General features: G+C 41.8%; 17 protein-coding genes, 7 tRNA genes and 1 pseudogene. 17 read left to right on the forward strand and 8 right to left on the reverse strand.

Going from position 1 to position 14,945, the window contains the following annotated elements:
* Window positions 1-71: 71 nt before the first annotated feature.
* The 6 genes from P3T48_RS05000 to P3T48_RS05025 form a co-directional block, all read right to left on the reverse strand.
* A complete protein-coding gene (locus tag P3T48_RS05000; RefSeq protein WP_443217167.1) occupies window positions 72-260 on the reverse strand; it encodes a GNAT family N-acetyltransferase in 189 nt (62 codons plus the stop codon).
* A 286-nt stretch (window positions 261-546) separates the two neighbouring features.
* On the reverse strand, window positions 547-711 hold the full coding sequence (locus P3T48_RS14325) for a DUF1294 domain-containing protein (RefSeq protein WP_346429595.1): 165 nt from the start codon (window positions 709-711) through the stop codon (window positions 547-549).
* A gap of 27 nt (window positions 712-738) precedes the next feature.
* Window positions 739-1,116 (reverse strand): YccF domain-containing protein, encoded by a 378-nt coding sequence (locus tag P3T48_RS05010; RefSeq protein WP_119237595.1) that lies wholly within the window; start codon window positions 1,114-1,116, stop codon window positions 739-741.
* Between the two features lie 24 nt (window positions 1,117-1,140).
* A complete protein-coding gene (gene trxA, locus P3T48_RS05015; RefSeq protein ID WP_276505873.1) occupies window positions 1,141-1,440 on the reverse strand; it encodes a thioredoxin in 300 nt (99 codons plus the stop codon).
* Between the two features lie 27 nt (window positions 1,441-1,467).
* Window positions 1,468-2,070 (reverse strand): YqiA/YcfP family alpha/beta fold hydrolase, encoded by a 603-nt coding sequence (locus P3T48_RS05020; protein ID WP_276505874.1) that lies wholly within the window; start codon window positions 2,068-2,070, stop codon window positions 1,468-1,470.
* Between the two features lie 609 nt (window positions 2,071-2,679).
* Window positions 2,680-2,874 (reverse strand): hypothetical protein, encoded by a 195-nt coding sequence (locus tag P3T48_RS05025; RefSeq protein WP_158463657.1) that lies wholly within the window; start codon window positions 2,872-2,874, stop codon window positions 2,680-2,682.
* Window positions 2,875-3,316: 442 nt separating this feature from the next.
* On the opposite strand from P3T48_RS05025, the pseudogene P3T48_RS05030 reads away from it, so the two are divergent.
* A pseudogene (locus P3T48_RS05030) lies at window positions 3,317-3,979 on the forward strand (RhuM family protein); the annotation flags it as partial.
* A 1,012-nt stretch (window positions 3,980-4,991) separates the two neighbouring features.
* Here P3T48_RS05030 and P3T48_RS05035 read toward each other — a convergent pair.
* Both P3T48_RS05035 and P3T48_RS05040 read right to left on the reverse strand, forming a co-directional pair.
* Entirely contained in the window at window positions 4,992-5,633 is a 642-nt protein-coding gene (locus tag P3T48_RS05035) for an RloB family protein (RefSeq protein WP_176452280.1), read from the reverse strand.
* A 5-nt stretch (window positions 5,634-5,638) separates the two neighbouring features.
* Window positions 5,639-6,964, reverse strand: a complete 1,326-nt coding sequence (locus P3T48_RS05040; protein ID WP_218486642.1) for an AAA family ATPase — start codon at window positions 6,962-6,964, stop codon at window positions 5,639-5,641.
* 1,166 nt (window positions 6,965-8,130) lie between these two features.
* Between P3T48_RS05040 and P3T48_RS05045 the strand changes: the two genes are divergently transcribed.
* The 16 genes from P3T48_RS05045 (at window position 8,131) to P3T48_RS05125 (ending at window position 14,820) form a co-directional block, all read left to right on the forward strand.
* The gene (locus tag P3T48_RS05045; protein ID WP_118192372.1) at window positions 8,131-8,508 is read left to right on the forward strand and encodes a single-stranded DNA-binding protein; all 378 of its coding nucleotides are present in this window, start codon (window positions 8,131-8,133) and stop codon (window positions 8,506-8,508) included.
* A 433-nt stretch (window positions 8,509-8,941) separates the two neighbouring features.
* A complete protein-coding gene (locus tag P3T48_RS05050; RefSeq protein WP_182384355.1) occupies window positions 8,942-9,292 on the forward strand; it encodes a hypothetical protein in 351 nt (116 codons plus the stop codon).
* Window positions 9,293-9,312: 20 nt separating this feature from the next.
* A complete protein-coding gene (locus tag P3T48_RS05055; protein ID WP_118192376.1) occupies window positions 9,313-9,894 on the forward strand; it encodes a hypothetical protein in 582 nt (193 codons plus the stop codon).
* A gap of 172 nt (window positions 9,895-10,066) precedes the next feature.
* The gene (locus tag P3T48_RS05060; protein WP_182384356.1) at window positions 10,067-10,819 is read left to right on the forward strand and encodes a ParA family protein; all 753 of its coding nucleotides are present in this window, start codon (window positions 10,067-10,069) and stop codon (window positions 10,817-10,819) included.
* 4 nt (window positions 10,820-10,823) lie between these two features.
* On the forward strand, window positions 10,824-11,168 hold the full coding sequence (locus tag P3T48_RS05065; RefSeq protein ID WP_118192380.1) for a hypothetical protein: 345 nt from the start codon (window positions 10,824-10,826) through the stop codon (window positions 11,166-11,168).
* A 116-nt stretch (window positions 11,169-11,284) separates the two neighbouring features.
* Complete coding sequence (locus P3T48_RS05070; RefSeq protein ID WP_118192382.1) at window positions 11,285-11,791, forward strand: hypothetical protein; 507 nt, start codon at window positions 11,285-11,287, stop codon at window positions 11,789-11,791.
* Window positions 11,792-12,081: 290 nt separating this feature from the next.
* Entirely contained in the window at window positions 12,082-12,420 is a 339-nt protein-coding gene (locus P3T48_RS05075) for a type II toxin-antitoxin system RelE/ParE family toxin (protein WP_118255356.1), read from the forward strand.
* A 2-nt stretch (window positions 12,421-12,422) separates the two neighbouring features.
* Window positions 12,423-12,752 carry a helix-turn-helix transcriptional regulator gene (locus P3T48_RS05080; RefSeq protein WP_118192388.1) on the forward strand — a complete coding sequence of 110 codons (330 nt, stop codon included), beginning with the start codon at window positions 12,423-12,425 and terminating at the stop codon, window positions 12,750-12,752.
* 461 nt (window positions 12,753-13,213) lie between these two features.
* Entirely contained in the window at window positions 13,214-13,888 is a 675-nt protein-coding gene (locus P3T48_RS05090) for a hypothetical protein (protein ID WP_118192386.1), read from the forward strand.
* A gap of 345 nt (window positions 13,889-14,233) precedes the next feature.
* Window positions 14,234-14,318: transfer RNA gene (locus P3T48_RS05095), tRNA-Ser, on the forward strand.
* A 6-nt stretch (window positions 14,319-14,324) separates the two neighbouring features.
* Window positions 14,325-14,399: transfer RNA gene (locus P3T48_RS05100), tRNA-Arg, on the forward strand.
* Window positions 14,400-14,406: 7 nt separating this feature from the next.
* Window positions 14,407-14,492 (forward strand) — tRNA-Ser (locus tag P3T48_RS05105).
* A 6-nt stretch (window positions 14,493-14,498) separates the two neighbouring features.
* Window positions 14,499-14,569 (forward strand) — tRNA-Gln (locus P3T48_RS05110).
* A 9-nt stretch (window positions 14,570-14,578) separates the two neighbouring features.
* Window positions 14,579-14,651: transfer RNA gene (locus tag P3T48_RS05115), tRNA-Phe, on the forward strand.
* 9 nt (window positions 14,652-14,660) lie between these two features.
* Window positions 14,661-14,742 (forward strand) — tRNA-Tyr (locus P3T48_RS05120).
* Between the two features lie 7 nt (window positions 14,743-14,749).
* Window positions 14,750-14,820 (forward strand) — tRNA-Gln (locus tag P3T48_RS05125).
* The last annotated feature ends 125 nt before the right edge of the window (window positions 14,821-14,945 follow it).

The raw sequence follows: 14,945 nt of genomic DNA on the forward strand, positions 1-14,945 counted from the left end.
GATGCAGAAATCAAGCTACATACTCCGAGTCTGAATAGTGCTCCTGTTCCATAGCATTCTCATTGCCCACATCAGCATAGCCGTATCGCCCATGTCGTGTCGTTATGGAAGAATGTGCGGATAATCTCCCGACTTTCCTCTTCAGACTTATGTGCCGGCCATCCAGCACGAGGTCCTACGTCAGGGTCTGAGGCGTACTTGAAGAGTGCCTCTGCATCAGATTCCTGCCAATATCGAAGTAAAATTCTTTCTGTTTCCATCAGATTATTTCAATGTTTTGCATTTTATTTACTATGTGCACTTACCCCAGCCAGTCGGTAAAGATAAGTATACATTCGTGCACCTTCTCAAAGAATTTCCCTATCCGGCGCTTGATGCCCTTCCAATATATCCCAGTCTTTTTAATGCTCATATACTTAGTTATTTATTTTGTTATTAATTCATGTGCAAATACGCCATCAGCGCAATCTGTATCAGCAGAATGGCAGGAATACCGTATTTGAATTTCTTGTGCATCGTCTTATGATGCCAGACTTTCATTCCCATTCATGCCCCGACGCTTCCTCCAACGACAGCCAGCAATAAAAGCGTTACTTCCGGAATGCGCCATTTGGCTTTCTTTGCCTTGTACTTATCAATGTCGTACACGATGAATGCAACAGCATTGATAGCAAGGAGATAGTAGGCGAGGCAACTATGTAATGTATTCATATCCTTCAACTTCTTTTTCTTATTTCTTTAAAATCCCAACTCCACATCCTTGCCAAATGGTGCGAGCGAAAGTCCGGCCATCTTGAAATGCTGTTTTCCCCAAGGAATGCCGATGATCGTTATACATAAGAGAAAGCCGAAGAACAGATGCATGAGGCAAGCCCACAATCCTCCGAAAATCAGCCAGAGTAAATTCAGTGGGATGCGAATGCAACCAGTTGGACTATTTGTTTCTCTTACAGTAGAACCAAAAGGCCATAGGCAGAGCAGACCAATCTTGAATGTCTGTATCGCAAAGGGAATGCCGATGATGGTACATGCAAGAGCCAGACTGCCGGTGAAATAACCGATGGCAGCTTCGAGACCTCCGAAGAGCCACCAAAGTAAGTTTCCTATTATGCGCATAAGATTATTCTTTGATATTTTTGATTATGTCAAGAATGGATCAAGCGTAGCCAGCAATTCCGCTTTATTAACCACACCGCTTGTGCGCCACAATACTTCTCCGTTTCGGAAAAGCATCAGCGTAGGCACGGATTGGATGCGGTATTGGCTTGCTGTTACGCCGTACTTATCTACATCCACCTTGATGATTCGGATACGGTCGCCCAATACACTCTTCACCTGCTCCAGAATGGGGTGCATCGCCTTGCAAGGTTGGCACCAGGTAGCAAAGAAATCGACCAGAACAAGCTGGCCACTGTTTATTACGTTATTAAATGTCTCCATAATTATTTGTCTATTTCTGTGAAACGATTAAAAGTTTGCAGAAAACTCCATCAGCATTTTCTGGGCAAGGGGAGCGTACCAGGTCTTCACCTCCTGCTCTGTAGGCGTATGACCGCCAGGGAAATGGAAGGCTTGATTGTAATGCTGCAGGAAGAGAGGGGAGAAGTGAGCCAGGGTGTCCTGTTCACCAAAAAGTCCCCACACACGATCCTTATAATAGGGGTTGCAATGGTCAAACTGTACGGCTTCCAGCTCCGCAAACTCCTCAATCAGCGCCTCGTCAATCACCAGCCGCTGATTTCCGTCCCTTCTCGGAGCCTTGTATTCATGCTCGCCGATGCGCTCCTTCAGAAACTCCGTCATCATGAAATACGGATTGCCCAGCAAGGCAGGAATGCCCACCACCGGAGCCAGCATCTGGGCGAGGAAAGAGCCGCAACTGTTGCCCAGAAGCAAGTCGGTCTGTTCCCGGTCGATGATGGAGCGAATCTCCTTCAGTGCCTCCTTGGGGTGCAAAGGCAGGTCGGGAGTCAGCACCACCGCCGTCCCCTCAAACGCCTCTTTCAAGGCTCTCGCCATCGGACAGCTGCCCGTGGCGAAGAATCCGTGTAGGAATAATATCTTTTTCATGCTCAAATCATTAGATAATTATGCGCCTGTAATATAGGAGGATAAGCAATGCTCAACGACCATATTGGCGCAATATATCTGCAAAAATACAAAAAAAATCAAAAAAAATGATTTTATGGATGGATTTTGTTTGCAGGGCTAACTTGATTTAACTTTATTTGTAAGCAAGGGGATAACGAGGACGTCTTTAGTGTTATCTTGGGTTCCAAGTACATAGTTTCTCTTCACCTCATTCTTAACCTCAATTTCAACCTCACTTTCTGTAATCTTCTATTTTTTTGATTATTAGCAATGCTATCATCAGTTTTCTATGTACTGCGTTTCTGGGTATTTGTCTGAGTGCTTGTTTTGGCAATATTGTTGACTTTCAGAATATATTTAGCGTATTTTTCGAAATAGATTGAGAACATAATAAAGCCCTCGATGCCGAGGTACCGAGGGCAAGCCTATCTGTCACGTCCAGCCTCTGGAAGAGGCAAACACGAACTTAATCGCACACAACAACGATAGGCTTCCGCTGAGGACGTCCAGCCTCAGTGAAGAGACTAACACTAACTTAATAGCACATAACAACAGCGGTTATTCTTTATGTTCCTTCCAAAGAGAAACTTACTTTGCGAAAGGTCCTTTTCCTCCATGCTCTTTAAGATATTTTCGTGAACGTTCCATCATTCTGTCAATATCCTCAAACGAGAAAAGCAATTTTCTCCTTTGTGGATTTTTCTCATTCTCTTCTGCCTCACGTATAAAACGTTCAGCGTCTTCACCTGTCAATACAGGTGTGCTTTTTATTTCTAATGCCATAATTTTACGAAAGAATTATTCTGACTCTTCGTATTACTTCTATTGCACCGATGATAGCAACTATACCTGCTAAAAAGAAACATCAGTAACTCCGTAATTGTTTGATTTTAATATTGTAATTGCCGACAAAGGTACAAAGAATACGTGAGATAGCCAAACTTTTTAAGAAAATCATACTTCTCGGTGCCTGTTTCCCTGATGAAGGTCTCCCTTCGGTTGCGGATGCGGTTGTCCTCGTCTTCTGTAATAACGTAATGGGCGTTGGATTATAGCATCGTCTTGATAAGTGATAAAATCAATATATTCTGACATGTTTCTTTCTTTTTGCATAAATAACATTAAAAATCATACTTCTTATAAATGATTAGGGTGATTTTCATCTTTTTTTGTATTTTTGCTATTCAATGTTGTAGAACGTCAATACAAAAGAAACGGAAAAGATATGGATGAGAATAATGTGCCTGACATGCGTCCGACATTCGAAGAAATTCGGAAAGTGGATGATAACGGGAAAGAATACTGGAGTTCACGCGAACTCTGTAATGCGATGGGCTATTCGGGATATTGGAAATTCCAAAATGTAATAGACAAAGCAATCAAAGTTGCCAGTGAAAAAGGTATGGATATAGATGACCATTTCAACCACGTGGTTGAAATGGTTAAGCTGGGTAGTGGATCGTTTCGCAAGGTCGAAGCTTTCCATCTATCCCGTATGGCCTGTATGATCATTTCTGAGAATGCTGATTCAAGGAAGTTATTGGTGAAACAGGCAAGAGCCTATTTTTCTCAATCCGTATCTACAACCGAACTTATGCGGAACTCACTGGAATCCAATATCTTACTGTATAAGACTGCACAAGGTGAAACTCGCATTGAAGTGATTTTCAACAACGAAACTTTTTGGATGTCACAGAAAAGGATGGCTGCTTTGTTTGGTGTTGATAGAGCAACTATCACTTATCATATTTCTCAGATTTATGAGTCTAGTGAATTGCAAAGAGAGGCAACTTGTAGAAAAATTCAACAAGTTCAACTGGAGGGAGAGCGTGATGTTGAGCGTGCTCCATTGTTCTACAATCTTGATGTTATCATCGCTGTTGGTCATAGTAGTACCGTCTTATCTTATATAAGAAAAATAACGCAATGAAATGATCAAAATATTTAAAGACAATGAAAAGAATTATCGATAGTACATTAGTAATACTTTCTTTGATGTTGATCTTCGGTTGCAAGGAAAGTAAGGTGGTCAAATTATACCTTTCTCTTATCCAAAGGACGATACTTTTGACCCATATGGTGGCTTGAAGGAAACAACTTCGTGCTTTCTCTAAAGGTATGGATTCAAAAAATAGACGCAACAAGTGATAAAAAGATAGGGAACACAGTGCGTTCCCTATTTTCGTTTCTATTACTTTCCGATGCACCATACGTAATCAGCTGAATATTAGCTATTTAACATAGTTTTGAGCCATATGGTTGCCGGGCTAAAATATAAGGGTTTTTATCTCCTTAATTATCTGATATTCAGTGCTTTTTAGTCCTACTTTCCTACTTTTTTCAAGTATCTTTTTAAGCCCTTTTCTACGCCTTCACTTTCCCACGCAAATAATGAATGTCGTTGATTCTCAATCGGTTAAGTACTGACGTGCTATTTGTGAGCCGCTTTCCTTCTGAATGAAAAGAATGTTGATTATCAGCTACTTACGATTTTTGTATTTTCACTTGGTTTCACTTGATTTCATTCATTTTACATGTCATATATCTTTACAAACACCCATTTTTAGGGGTTGAAGATTTAACATATTTAACCTTTGTAAACACTCAAAATCTGCATTTTCGTGCTAAAACGTGTTTTTTTATCATTTTTGAGAGGTCGGCTTTTATCTGAATAAATCTGCCATCGTCAGCTGGCATTGGATGTCATCAGAATAGCCGCCCGGCGCAAGTCCATAGGAGGTAATCATCGTGATGAGTACCGTTTTCTCTGTGCCTGTTTCCCTGATGAAGGTCTCCCTTCGGTTGCGGATGCGGTTGTCCTCTTCTTCTGTAATAACGTAAGGTGCGTTGGATTATTGCCATCGTCTTGGAATGTATCTCACGACTTATCTGTGCGGTCATTATCTGTCCATGATGCTTTTTGCAAGTAAATAAACTCTGGTTCCAGTAGTCTGCGGCCATCTGTCTTTTGGGTTTATATCCAGCTTTTCAGCTCTACATATAGCCTCTTCGACATGTGGAAGCAAGATGGATGGATCATAGTCTGATTCCTGATAATGTCCCATCAGTTTGCGAAGATGATATTTCGTCCATGTACCATGAGTTGACAAGCGAGGATTTTCAAAGAGGTTCTTCTTATCCTCTTCCGAATAATCTTCGATGTCTTCAAGGTGCAATATCAACCAAAGTTCGAAACATGGATTGCTCATGCAGAATCTGAGATTGCTGTTTTGCTGACATAGTTGTGCAATGTCGGCAAGCATCTTTTCCTTCCAGTCGTCACGATCTATTACAATCCATAGTTGATCATCGTCTAAGATGTTGTATTCATCCATGAAATCTTTAATCTGGCGATGAACATTGGCTGGATTAGAGTTGTCATCTTCTCGGTTTAGAACAACCAGCTGTACATTAGTTGCACATAGTTCCTGGCGCATAGCCTCGAAGTAAATGTTTTCGGTTGCTCTTCCTTCTGCAGCTATGACGATGAGTCGAGAAGATTTAACTCCTTCTATTCGTTGAAAGTCTTTTCTTTGTCTCATAGCTGTTACCATTTTAATTGACTTATAGGCGCAAAGAACGGAATGGCTCCATAGCGTCCTAATAGATAACCCTTGCGGACATCTTCACGAGGCTTGAATTCTGCCAAGGATGTAAGATGAGATGCTCCATCCTTTCCCTTCTCGACAAACCATACTTCGTCAGCTCTGATAAGGTCGAGGTTGAGCAGGTTGCATTCATGAGTGGAGAAGATGAGCTGAGTGTCTCTTCCAGGCTCCAGTCCTGAGAAATAACACTCTAAGATTTTCTGCGAGAGCATCGGGTGCATACTGCGGTCAATCTCGTCGATGAGATAATCAACTTCGTTTTGCTTCAAATCGATGAGCATTGGGATGAAGTCAAGCAACCGGATGCTGCCATCAGATTCTTCGCTCAGATCAAATACAACCTCTGTGCCGGAAGTAAGATTTCTGTGAACAGCCTTTTGCTTGTAAATCTCATATCCTCCGTTGGCATTCACCTCGAAAAGAAGCATTTCGCCTCCAACTGTGGCAGCCATGCTGTACGCCTTGCCGTTCTTGGCCTTGCTGAGTATGTTATCAAGTAAATCGGAAGATAAATTCACATCCTCTTTCTTGATTTTGTACAGGCGTACGTCTGAAATGCCCGTGTTGAAGTAGGCAAGAAGCGAGCGAGTCGTTTCCTGCAGCTCGTCATTGTTTTCAGTAAGGAAAGAAATTCCCTGCAGGCGTGTGCTTGGGAAGATGATCTTCAATCCGTCTGCAAACCAGTTTTTGGCCATGCGTATGGTTTCAAGTCCCTTGCCGTTTCTGCGTACATACTCTGAAAGGAAGCTGGAATCGGAAGGAGTACTGTGGGCGATGAACTTCAGGAGCATGGATGTTTCTTCATTTCCATCCACCTTGCCAAACGTGAACTCGTTGCCGTCATCTGTAACCTTTCTTGTGAAAACTTCCTTGTCGGTACGGCTGTTGATTTCAAACAGCCATTCCTCCTTAATTCCTCCGACGGTGAACTCCATGCCATAGGCAAAGCACTTACCCTTGGTCTTGAACTCGATTTCTACCTTAGAGTTTTTCTCTTCGGTATCAGCAAGCTTGAAAGGTTCCACCTTGCTTTGAGGAAAGCTTCCATTGGCTATCTGCTGGAGCAGGGCAATGGCCTTGATGACGTTGCTCTTTCCGGAAGCATTGGCTCCATAAACGATACCAGCCTTCAGTACAGAAATATCGTCACGCTTCTCTGCACGGGAAACATGAGACGGATGTGCGTTGCTCTTACCTGCCACAAAGCTGATTTGAGTCTCATCCTTGATGGAATATATATTTTCAAATGTAGCTCTAAGTATCATAACAATGTCATTTTCTTATTAATACTGATGCAAAGATAAGCTTTTTCTTTGAAAAATGCATAGCTTAATGTCGAATACTTGCAAAAGCGTTGCGTAATTAACACAAATTAGCTGATTTACGACCTTTTGCTTGTCAAAAGCTGTCGCTATTTGTAGAAGTTACTTGTTGTATAAAAATTCTTTTCTCCTGCAAAAATCTCCAAAATATATCGATAAGTCGTGGAAATCTATTGAAAAACGATAGATTTCCACGACTTATCGGCATGTTTTTGCGATTTTCATCCTAGTATGGATGAGTTTTCCTCTCCATTTTGTATAATTATCCGTACATTTCAGCAAGGAAAAATAGATTCTCCCAAAATCCTTGACTATATGTTAATAAACAAGTTTATTTCGGCATATATACATATATGGTTTTCTTAAACTTGTAAACTTCCTGGTTTGAGTGGTTAAAAATCGGTAGAGGTTTACTATTTGAGTTTGAAAGAACATGTATATATACATGGGTAAACTTAAACCTTAAACTTGTATTCTGTATGCGCCGTAAGCTTTGCCTTGGCAGCTGCTCTTTAGCTGGTTCAGGGCTTTGCCTTCTTCTCCTTGCTGAAATTCCGTAGTCCTTCTCTTCAGTTTCGCTTGTTGCCTGGAGATTTGGTTGAACTTGCCGCTTGCCTCAGGCATCATGCTTCTCTGCTCAGCTTCCCTCTACATGCTGATGCTTACCCTTGGCAGTCATAGGCCTGATAGTTCTGTCCTTGGCTTAACCTTATTCATGTACATGATGAAGTTTGAGTTTTCCTGCCAATCTCTTGAACTTATAAGCCGTATTGCTCAACCAGTTTGCTTGAAAACATCGAGGAGGATGCAGCTTTCCTTTACCCAACCAACTGCAGATATTTTCTACTCATCCTTTTCATTCATATTTTTGGACGAAGCATCCACACTTACTTTTTCCGCTGCAAAGTTAGTGCAAGCCACATTTCTGCAAGTACCAGGTGCCTTATTCTCTGAATTTTTTTCAAAAACTTTTCCGTCTGCTGCTCATCCAAAAAACTTTTCCTGCCCAAGGGTGAAATAATTCGATAATTCCTTGCTTCCTATGTTTTCCTTGCCAACTCTGATAGCACCGTAAAAAATAAATGTTTCACTTCTAAAAATATTGAATTATGAAAAAGATGGAAAATTCTTTCGCAGTAACTGGTTTCGTAGGTAAGGATGCAAGCATCCATCAGTTTTCAACCGCAAGTGTAGCTCGCTTCTCACTGGCCATTAGCCGCAATGAGAAGAATGGCGATGAAAACTCTCGCACTTCTGCCTTCATGAATATAGAGGCTTGGCGCAAGAACGAGAACACCTCTTCATTCGACCGTCTGGTCAAGGGAGCACTCCTCACTGTTGAGGGCTATTTCAAGCCAGAGGAATGGCTGGATGCCGAGGGAGTCAAGCACAACCGAGTGATTCTCGTAGCCACCAAGTTCTACGAAGCTGTAGAGAAGGAGAACGCTCCTGATTTTCAGCAGGGCAAGACCCAGAAGGATAAGTAAATCCTTCTCTCCGTGATAAAGAGCGACCTTCGGGTCGCTTTTTTTGTGCTTATACTTCTTGTCATTTTAATCATTCTGCTTCATTTTAATACCCTATTAAAACGATGCAAAACCGTCAATAACCAACAGATATACAACAGATTTTTCTATTTTATGCTTATACTTTTCCTTGCTGAAAGGATAGTCCTGTTATAGGAGGATCTCATTCATCGACTTCTGGGAATCGGTAATAATTCTGTTGCGAAGGTAACGGTTCTGTCTTATCTTTACAAGGTCAGGACGCTGCTTTGCTGAAAAATCTCCACACCATTCGGGTAGTATTTTGCAGACAAAACCTTGTATGGATAGCCATAACACCTTCTGGATGCAACATAATTTTTAACCATCCCCGAAGTAGTTGATCTACGAAAGGGAGATAAAATCAGATGGCATTATGACAACAATGAAATCAATTCTCAGCCGACTTACCCAGGCGGTGAGCGGCACAGACAAGGAACTCTTCAGTGAGCAGGAATTGAACCAGTTTGCTTCATTCTATCTTGACAAGTGGGATGAAAATACAAGCGAGGACGTGGTGGCAGAGTCTTTCGTGGACTATTGGTGGAACACCGACAGGGCTTGCAGACGATGCTCAGAATGTGGCAAGCTGATGCGTGAGGGTTATTGCGCAGACATGGGAGTAGCCTATTATTGCAGCAAAGACTGTCTGCATAGCGACTTCACAGATGAGGAATGGGCAGAGGAATGTGAATCCAACGACCAGAGTTATTTTACAGAATGGTAATCAAATAAATATACAAAACAATGGCAAATCAGGCAACAACGACCTACAAGGTCACAGGAACCCAAAAGGCAGTAAGCAACCTTTGGAACACCCTTCAGTGCATGGAGGTGAACAGCAGGAACATCTGGCTGGATGACCTCGCCAAGCACTATGGAATCGACTATCAGAAGAAGCACATCAGTGTGCGTGGTCACATCTACTGGGCAGAGTATGAGGAGGATGAAGACACCAGTCTGCTTTCTTTCGAGACCGAAACTGCCTGGGACGCTTGCAATGACCTCTTCTTTGAGATAAATCGACTCCTGGATGATGAACTGAGCATTTCCTACAGATGCTGCGAGTGTGGATGTGAGGTCTATTACACTCACGATGAAGGCAATTACTTTCCCGAAGAATGCTGCGTCAGCGCATCCGGCGAACCATTCGAGGATTGTTGCGATGATGTTTACGGCACTATAGGAGAAGCCATCAGGGAATGGACTTCCAAGACCGGTATTGAGCAGGGAGAGCGAACCGATGAACAGATGATGGACTTCATCAATGAATATGAGTATGAGGACGATGACACCTATTTCTACATCCGCACCTTCACATTTGAATAAATGACTCCTCAAATCCTAACGTTTCCCCTGACACTTTGGGTTGTTAGGGGAAGCGTGGAGGAACTCTCGCCAGATACCCGTACCTTTGTACACGTTAATACATGTCGCCACGTACACGTGAAGCCATGTACACATGAATACGTTAATACATATATACAAAAGATTTTATATTATGTCATTGAAAATCATTACATTCGCCAATCATAAAGGTGGCGTTTCGAAGACCACCTCTACAGCCTCCATCGGGGCTTGCATGGCACGTATGGGCAAGAAAGTCCTGCTCATAGACCTTGACGGTCAGGCAAATCTTACCCTGTATTTCATCCCTAATGAAGATGAAGTGCAGGCAAGCATCTTTGACTCTCTGGTTGATGGCGCACCCCTGCCAGTGAAACACATCAGGGAGAACCTCGACCTCGTTCCTTCCTCCCTCGAAATGGCAAGCGCAGAGATTGCCTTGACCAATCTTCTGGCAAGAGAACAGCTGCTGAGCCGACTGCTCGAACCCGTGAAGCAGAACTATGACTACATTCTCATAGACTGTCCTCCATCTTTGGAAATCGTCACCACAAACGCTTTCCTTGCAGCTGATGAAATCATCGTTCCGATGACTCCAGAGCTTCTTCCTCTGAAAGGTATGAGAATGCTCGATTCCTTTGTCTCGACCTTGCAGCGAGTGAAGCCGAACCTCAGATTGGGAGGAGTCTTTATCGCCAGATTCAACCATCGCAAATTGAACAAGGTGGTTGAGCAAGCCGTGAAGTCCCGTTACGAGACTATCACCATGCAGACTCGCATCCGTGAAAACATCGCCCTGGCAGAATCGGCAGGCAGTGGTCAGAGCATCTTCGAGTACGACCCTCAGTCGAACGGAGCGAAGGACTATCAGGCATTGACAGAAGAAATTATTTCACGTAATCAGTAAAGACATGGCAAAGAAGAATATGGACATTCTGCTTGGCAACATTCTCGGAAAGGCTGCCATTCATCCGCAGGACAGATTTGACAAGTCTCCTGGGGACTCGAAGGAAGAACGAAATGAAGTTAAAAGCCCTCTGACAGAGAGCGATTCGCCTGATGAAGCCCTCTGGCGACATTTCTCCTTTATCTGCTCAAAGGAACTCGTTGACAAGGTTCAGAGCATCGCCCGAAAGGAAGGCTTCACCATCCGCTCCTTCATGGAATACGTCATGAAACAAGGCGTTGAAGCTTATGAGTCGAAGTATGGTAAGGTCAAGAAAATCAGGACTAAAACCATCCGGGAAGTCATGTAGAATGTGTGGACGTGTAGCCATGTACACATGAATACAATGATACACGTGTACGTTGATACATGTCCACATGTGGATATGAATACAATGAATTTAAATAACATCAAAAACGAAAAGTCATGAAAATGAAAAAGTATCTTTCAATCGCCATCCTTCTGATGATGATGGCTTCACCAGTAGTATTCACCTCTTGCGGCAATGATGACCCGATGGGGGAGGTCGAGAGTCCGGAAACAAAACTGGACGTTTGGACAGAGCCATTCCACATCATGGGTGCGAATGTGGATGAGGTCAAGAGCTATATGGCTCAATCTATGAAGCGTTACCGCCCAGTGGCAGAGACTTCCGGTGACAACATCCAGTTGACCTATATGACAGGGCAGGGTAGTGAAGGCGTTCTTTACAGTTTCTCCCGTCTTGACGGTTCGCTTTATTCTGTCATTGATACGGAGCGAAGCGTGAACCGTGGGCTTGTCATTGACTATCTGAAGAAGCACTACACGCTTGTTTCTGCCGATGAAGCCAGCCTGCAGTACTGCTTTACCAACCAGGACAAATCCATGGAGATTACAACCATGAAAATTTCAGATTCCTATTTCAATGTGAACTATTCATTGGTTTATTGATAGAGAAAAATAAGGTTGCCACCATCAGAACTTCGTGCTCTGGTGGTGGTAGTTTTAGATGTCCTTATGTGCTTGAAGGAGCATCCAGCACTTTGTTGTGCTAAACTTTTTATGTCGACTCTAAGACTTTAGAATTATTTTCTTTATTCCAATTTACCCATTATATAAGTTTCCTATGCGTAATTACTTGCTATGGAAATGTTAAAAATGGGATATATAACTCATTTAAACGCTATTTGTTTCTTGATTATGAAACATTTTGCTTATCTTTGCAAATAAATTGAATATGTATGGCACAAAATATTTTTCGACTTGTCTTGACTGACGAGGCACAGAACTTTATTGAAAGTTTACCCGAAGCGGTATCCTATAAAATCTACTACAACATCAAGCGTGTTGCAGGTGGAGAACGCAACAAGGAACTTTTCAAGAAGTTGGAAAATTCGGAGATATGGGAATTTCGTACATTGTACAACAAAACTGCTTATCGTTTGTTTGCTTTTTGGGACAAAGACAAAGATACATTGGTAATTGCCACACATGGCATCATCAAGAAAACTCAAAAGACACCAAACAAAGAAATTGCGAAAGCAGAAGCTATTAGAAAAGAATATTTTAAAAACAAATGATTATGGCACAGATGAATCTTACTCCATTGGACGATGTGCTTGACAAGCACTTTGGAAAAGTTGGCACTCCAAAACGTGACGCTTTTGAAAGTGATGTAGACGGAGCTTTACATGCTTACCGTTTGGGAGAAGCCATTAAAAAAGCTCGTTTAGAGCAGAACTTGACCCAAGAACAACTGGGTGAGCGTATAGGTGTGAAAAGAGCACAAATCTCTCGATTAGAAAAAGGTTACAGCATAACTATACCTACTATGAGAAGAGTATTCAAGGCTCTTGGTGTAGTAACTGCAACTGTTGATTTAGGTATTGCAGGAAAAGTGGCATTGTGGTAAAACTTCATAGCGAAGTCCTCTTTGGTATTGAAAACAGAGAGGACTTTTAACCTTTAACCCTTCGGTGTTGAACCTTCATATCTGGGTGCTATGTGGTACATATTATTTATATGATATCACTACTGTCTCGATAAAATGAACTAATCGCTCTTTGAATTAATCGAAATTCAGTCTTTTGCAAGTGGTTCAAAGGGGACGACGATTTCAATTTGTACTTTTGCAGTTGTCAATGATATTGCACAATGAATTAAGCGATCGACTTATGAGGTACTTCAGATTCTAAACATTTTGCTCATGGATAAGATTCCACTCGCAGATTTCTTCGAAAGGACAGATTTCAATAATATCAAAGGACTTGATAGTCTCATCTTTCCGAGGTTATTTGATTTATGTTTAACAGGTCCTGCTTTTAACAGGACACTAATGAAGTAAAATGGTTACTAATCAAACAATATAATGTTATGGGAATAGACATAGTTCCGTTGGCATACAAGCATAAATTGGACATATCTTCGCCAAAAGCTTTTGCCAAAGATATAAGCAAGCGATTTTCTGCTAATATCATTATGAAAAAGGAAGATGAAGATTACAATATCATAGAGATGTTTAGATTGCATCACGAAAATGCCCAACATGATATTTCAATTATAATGAAAGTCATTACTGATGAATATAAGAGGTTATATGAAGTTAGTATTGATAATAAACAAGATACTTCTTTTGACGTATACCCCTATCATGTTGATCTGTATCTTACAGAATCACCCTTTAGATGGCATGGTTTTGAGACTTGTATTTGGAATAAAGATACCCCAGATTATCTTGAAATCTTGATAAAATACAGAAACTATATAAAAAAAATCACCAATATTTTGGGATGTACAAAGTGTTTGTATATTCCAGACCAAGGATATACTGAATTTCTTTGGGATGAATCTCAAAAGGGTCTTGATTATGACGATTTGATAGAGTACATACGCAAAAGAAAGTACTTGAAGAAATGTAAAGATAAAGAACGTCCGAAAAAAACTTTAGTTTTAAATCTTCCGGATTTTTTATCTAAGCCTAAAGATTATGAAGGATTACCAGACGTTTACCTTGATGTAGTAATGGATGATTTTCATGATTTGAAATAAGTTACTACTTAACACTACGTCCTTGAATTATAGATAGATATACAGAATACTTCTTACGGAGAATATATATCAAAGGATTTGATAGTCTTATCTTTCCGGGGTTACTTGATTTATGTTTAACTTGTCCCTATTTTAACGGGACACTAAAGATAAGATACGTGAACAACGTAAAGACTGCGTAAGAAATTGTTTAAAACGTAAAAATCCGAACAGAATACCCCGTTTTCTTCTGTTCGGATTCATTTTTTCTAGAAAAATCGCTCAATAAACAACTTTTTTGAAACTTTTTTCTTGCTACGAAAAAAGACTTCACTCTCCCTTTCTACCTTTGCATCGTCAAAACAAGGAAGTATGGGTGAGCGGCTTAAACCAGCACACTGCTAACGTGCCGGACCGAAAGGTTCCGAAGGTTCGAATCCTTCTGCTTCCGCACTTTGGCTCGTTAGCTCAGTTGGATCAGAGCACGACGCTACGAACGTCGGGGTCGGGAGTTCGAGTCTCTCACGAGTCACAACATTGGAGGTTTGGCAGAGTTGGTCTATTGCACCGGTCTTGAAAACCGGCAGGCGGCAACGTCTCAAAGGTTCGAATCCTTTAGCCTCCGCAAACTTGCCCTATCGCATAACGGTAGTGCGGCAGATTCTGGATCTGCAAGTGGTGGTTCGATTCCATCTGGGGCAACATCAGTAAGGAGCTTTGGCAGACTTGGTGTATGCGCGGGACTGAAAATCCCGAAAACGTGGTTCGACTCCACGAGGCTCCACTTGAAAATTCGGGAGTGCTCCAGTGGCAACGAGGGCGGACTGTAAATTCGCTGTCTGATGACTTCGTAGGTTCGAGTCCTACCTCCCGAACTCAACTTGCCCTATGGTATAATGGTAGCACAACGGGTTTTGGTCCTGTTAGCGAAGGTTCGATTCCTTCTGGGGCGACAACATTAGTGTCCCGTTAAAATCGGGACCAGTTAAATATTAATCAAATAACCCCGGAAAGAGGGGACAATCGAGTTCTTTGAAATTATTGAAATCAGTCCTTTCGAAGAGATCTACGAGTGGTG

The sequence above is a fragment of the Segatella intestinalis genome, from assembly GCF_029348455.1.
Taxonomy (GTDB): Bacteria; Bacteroidota; Bacteroidia; order Bacteroidales; family Bacteroidaceae; genus Prevotella.

Bases quoted from the DNA above. Each gene is read 5' to 3' on its own strand.
- P3T48_RS05000 (WP_443217167.1), bottom strand. From the start codon at position 260: ATGGAAACAGAAAGAATTTTACTTCGATATTGGCAGGAATCTGATGCA.
- P3T48_RS14325 (WP_346429595.1), bottom strand. From the start codon at position 711: ATGAATACATTACATAGTTGCCTCGCCTACTATCTCCTTGCTATCAAT.
- P3T48_RS05010 (WP_119237595.1), bottom strand. From the start codon at position 1,116: ATGCGCATAATAGGAAACTTACTTTGGTGGCTCTTCGGAGGTCTCGAA.
- trxA (WP_276505873.1), bottom strand. From the start codon at position 1,440: ATGGAGACATTTAATAACGTAATAAACAGTGGCCAGCTTGTTCTGGTC.
- P3T48_RS05020 (WP_276505874.1), bottom strand. From the start codon at position 2,070: ATGAAAAAGATATTATTCCTACACGGATTCTTCGCCACGGGCAGCTGT.
- P3T48_RS05025 (WP_158463657.1), bottom strand. From the start codon at position 2,874: ATGGCATTAGAAATAAAAAGCACACCTGTATTGACAGGTGAAGACGCT.
- P3T48_RS05035 (WP_176452280.1), bottom strand. From the start codon at position 5,633: ATGAGACAAAGAAAAGACTTTCAACGAATAGAAGGAGTTAAATCTTCT.
- P3T48_RS05040 (WP_218486642.1), bottom strand. From the start codon at position 6,964: ATGATACTTAGAGCTACATTTGAAAATATATATTCCATCAAGGATGAG.
- P3T48_RS05045 (WP_118192372.1), top strand. From the start codon at position 8,131: ATGAAAAAGATGGAAAATTCTTTCGCAGTAACTGGTTTCGTAGGTAAG.
- P3T48_RS05050 (WP_182384355.1), top strand. From the start codon at position 8,942: ATGACAACAATGAAATCAATTCTCAGCCGACTTACCCAGGCGGTGAGC.
- P3T48_RS05055 (WP_118192376.1), top strand. From the start codon at position 9,313: ATGGCAAATCAGGCAACAACGACCTACAAGGTCACAGGAACCCAAAAG.
- P3T48_RS05060 (WP_182384356.1), top strand. From the start codon at position 10,067: ATGTCATTGAAAATCATTACATTCGCCAATCATAAAGGTGGCGTTTCG.
- P3T48_RS05065 (WP_118192380.1), top strand. From the start codon at position 10,824: ATGGCAAAGAAGAATATGGACATTCTGCTTGGCAACATTCTCGGAAAG.
- P3T48_RS05070 (WP_118192382.1), top strand. From the start codon at position 11,285: ATGAAAATGAAAAAGTATCTTTCAATCGCCATCCTTCTGATGATGATG.
- P3T48_RS05075 (WP_118255356.1), top strand. From the start codon at position 12,082: ATGGCACAAAATATTTTTCGACTTGTCTTGACTGACGAGGCACAGAAC.
- P3T48_RS05080 (WP_118192388.1), top strand. From the start codon at position 12,423: ATGGCACAGATGAATCTTACTCCATTGGACGATGTGCTTGACAAGCAC.
- P3T48_RS05090 (WP_118192386.1), top strand. From the start codon at position 13,214: ATGGGAATAGACATAGTTCCGTTGGCATACAAGCATAAATTGGACATA.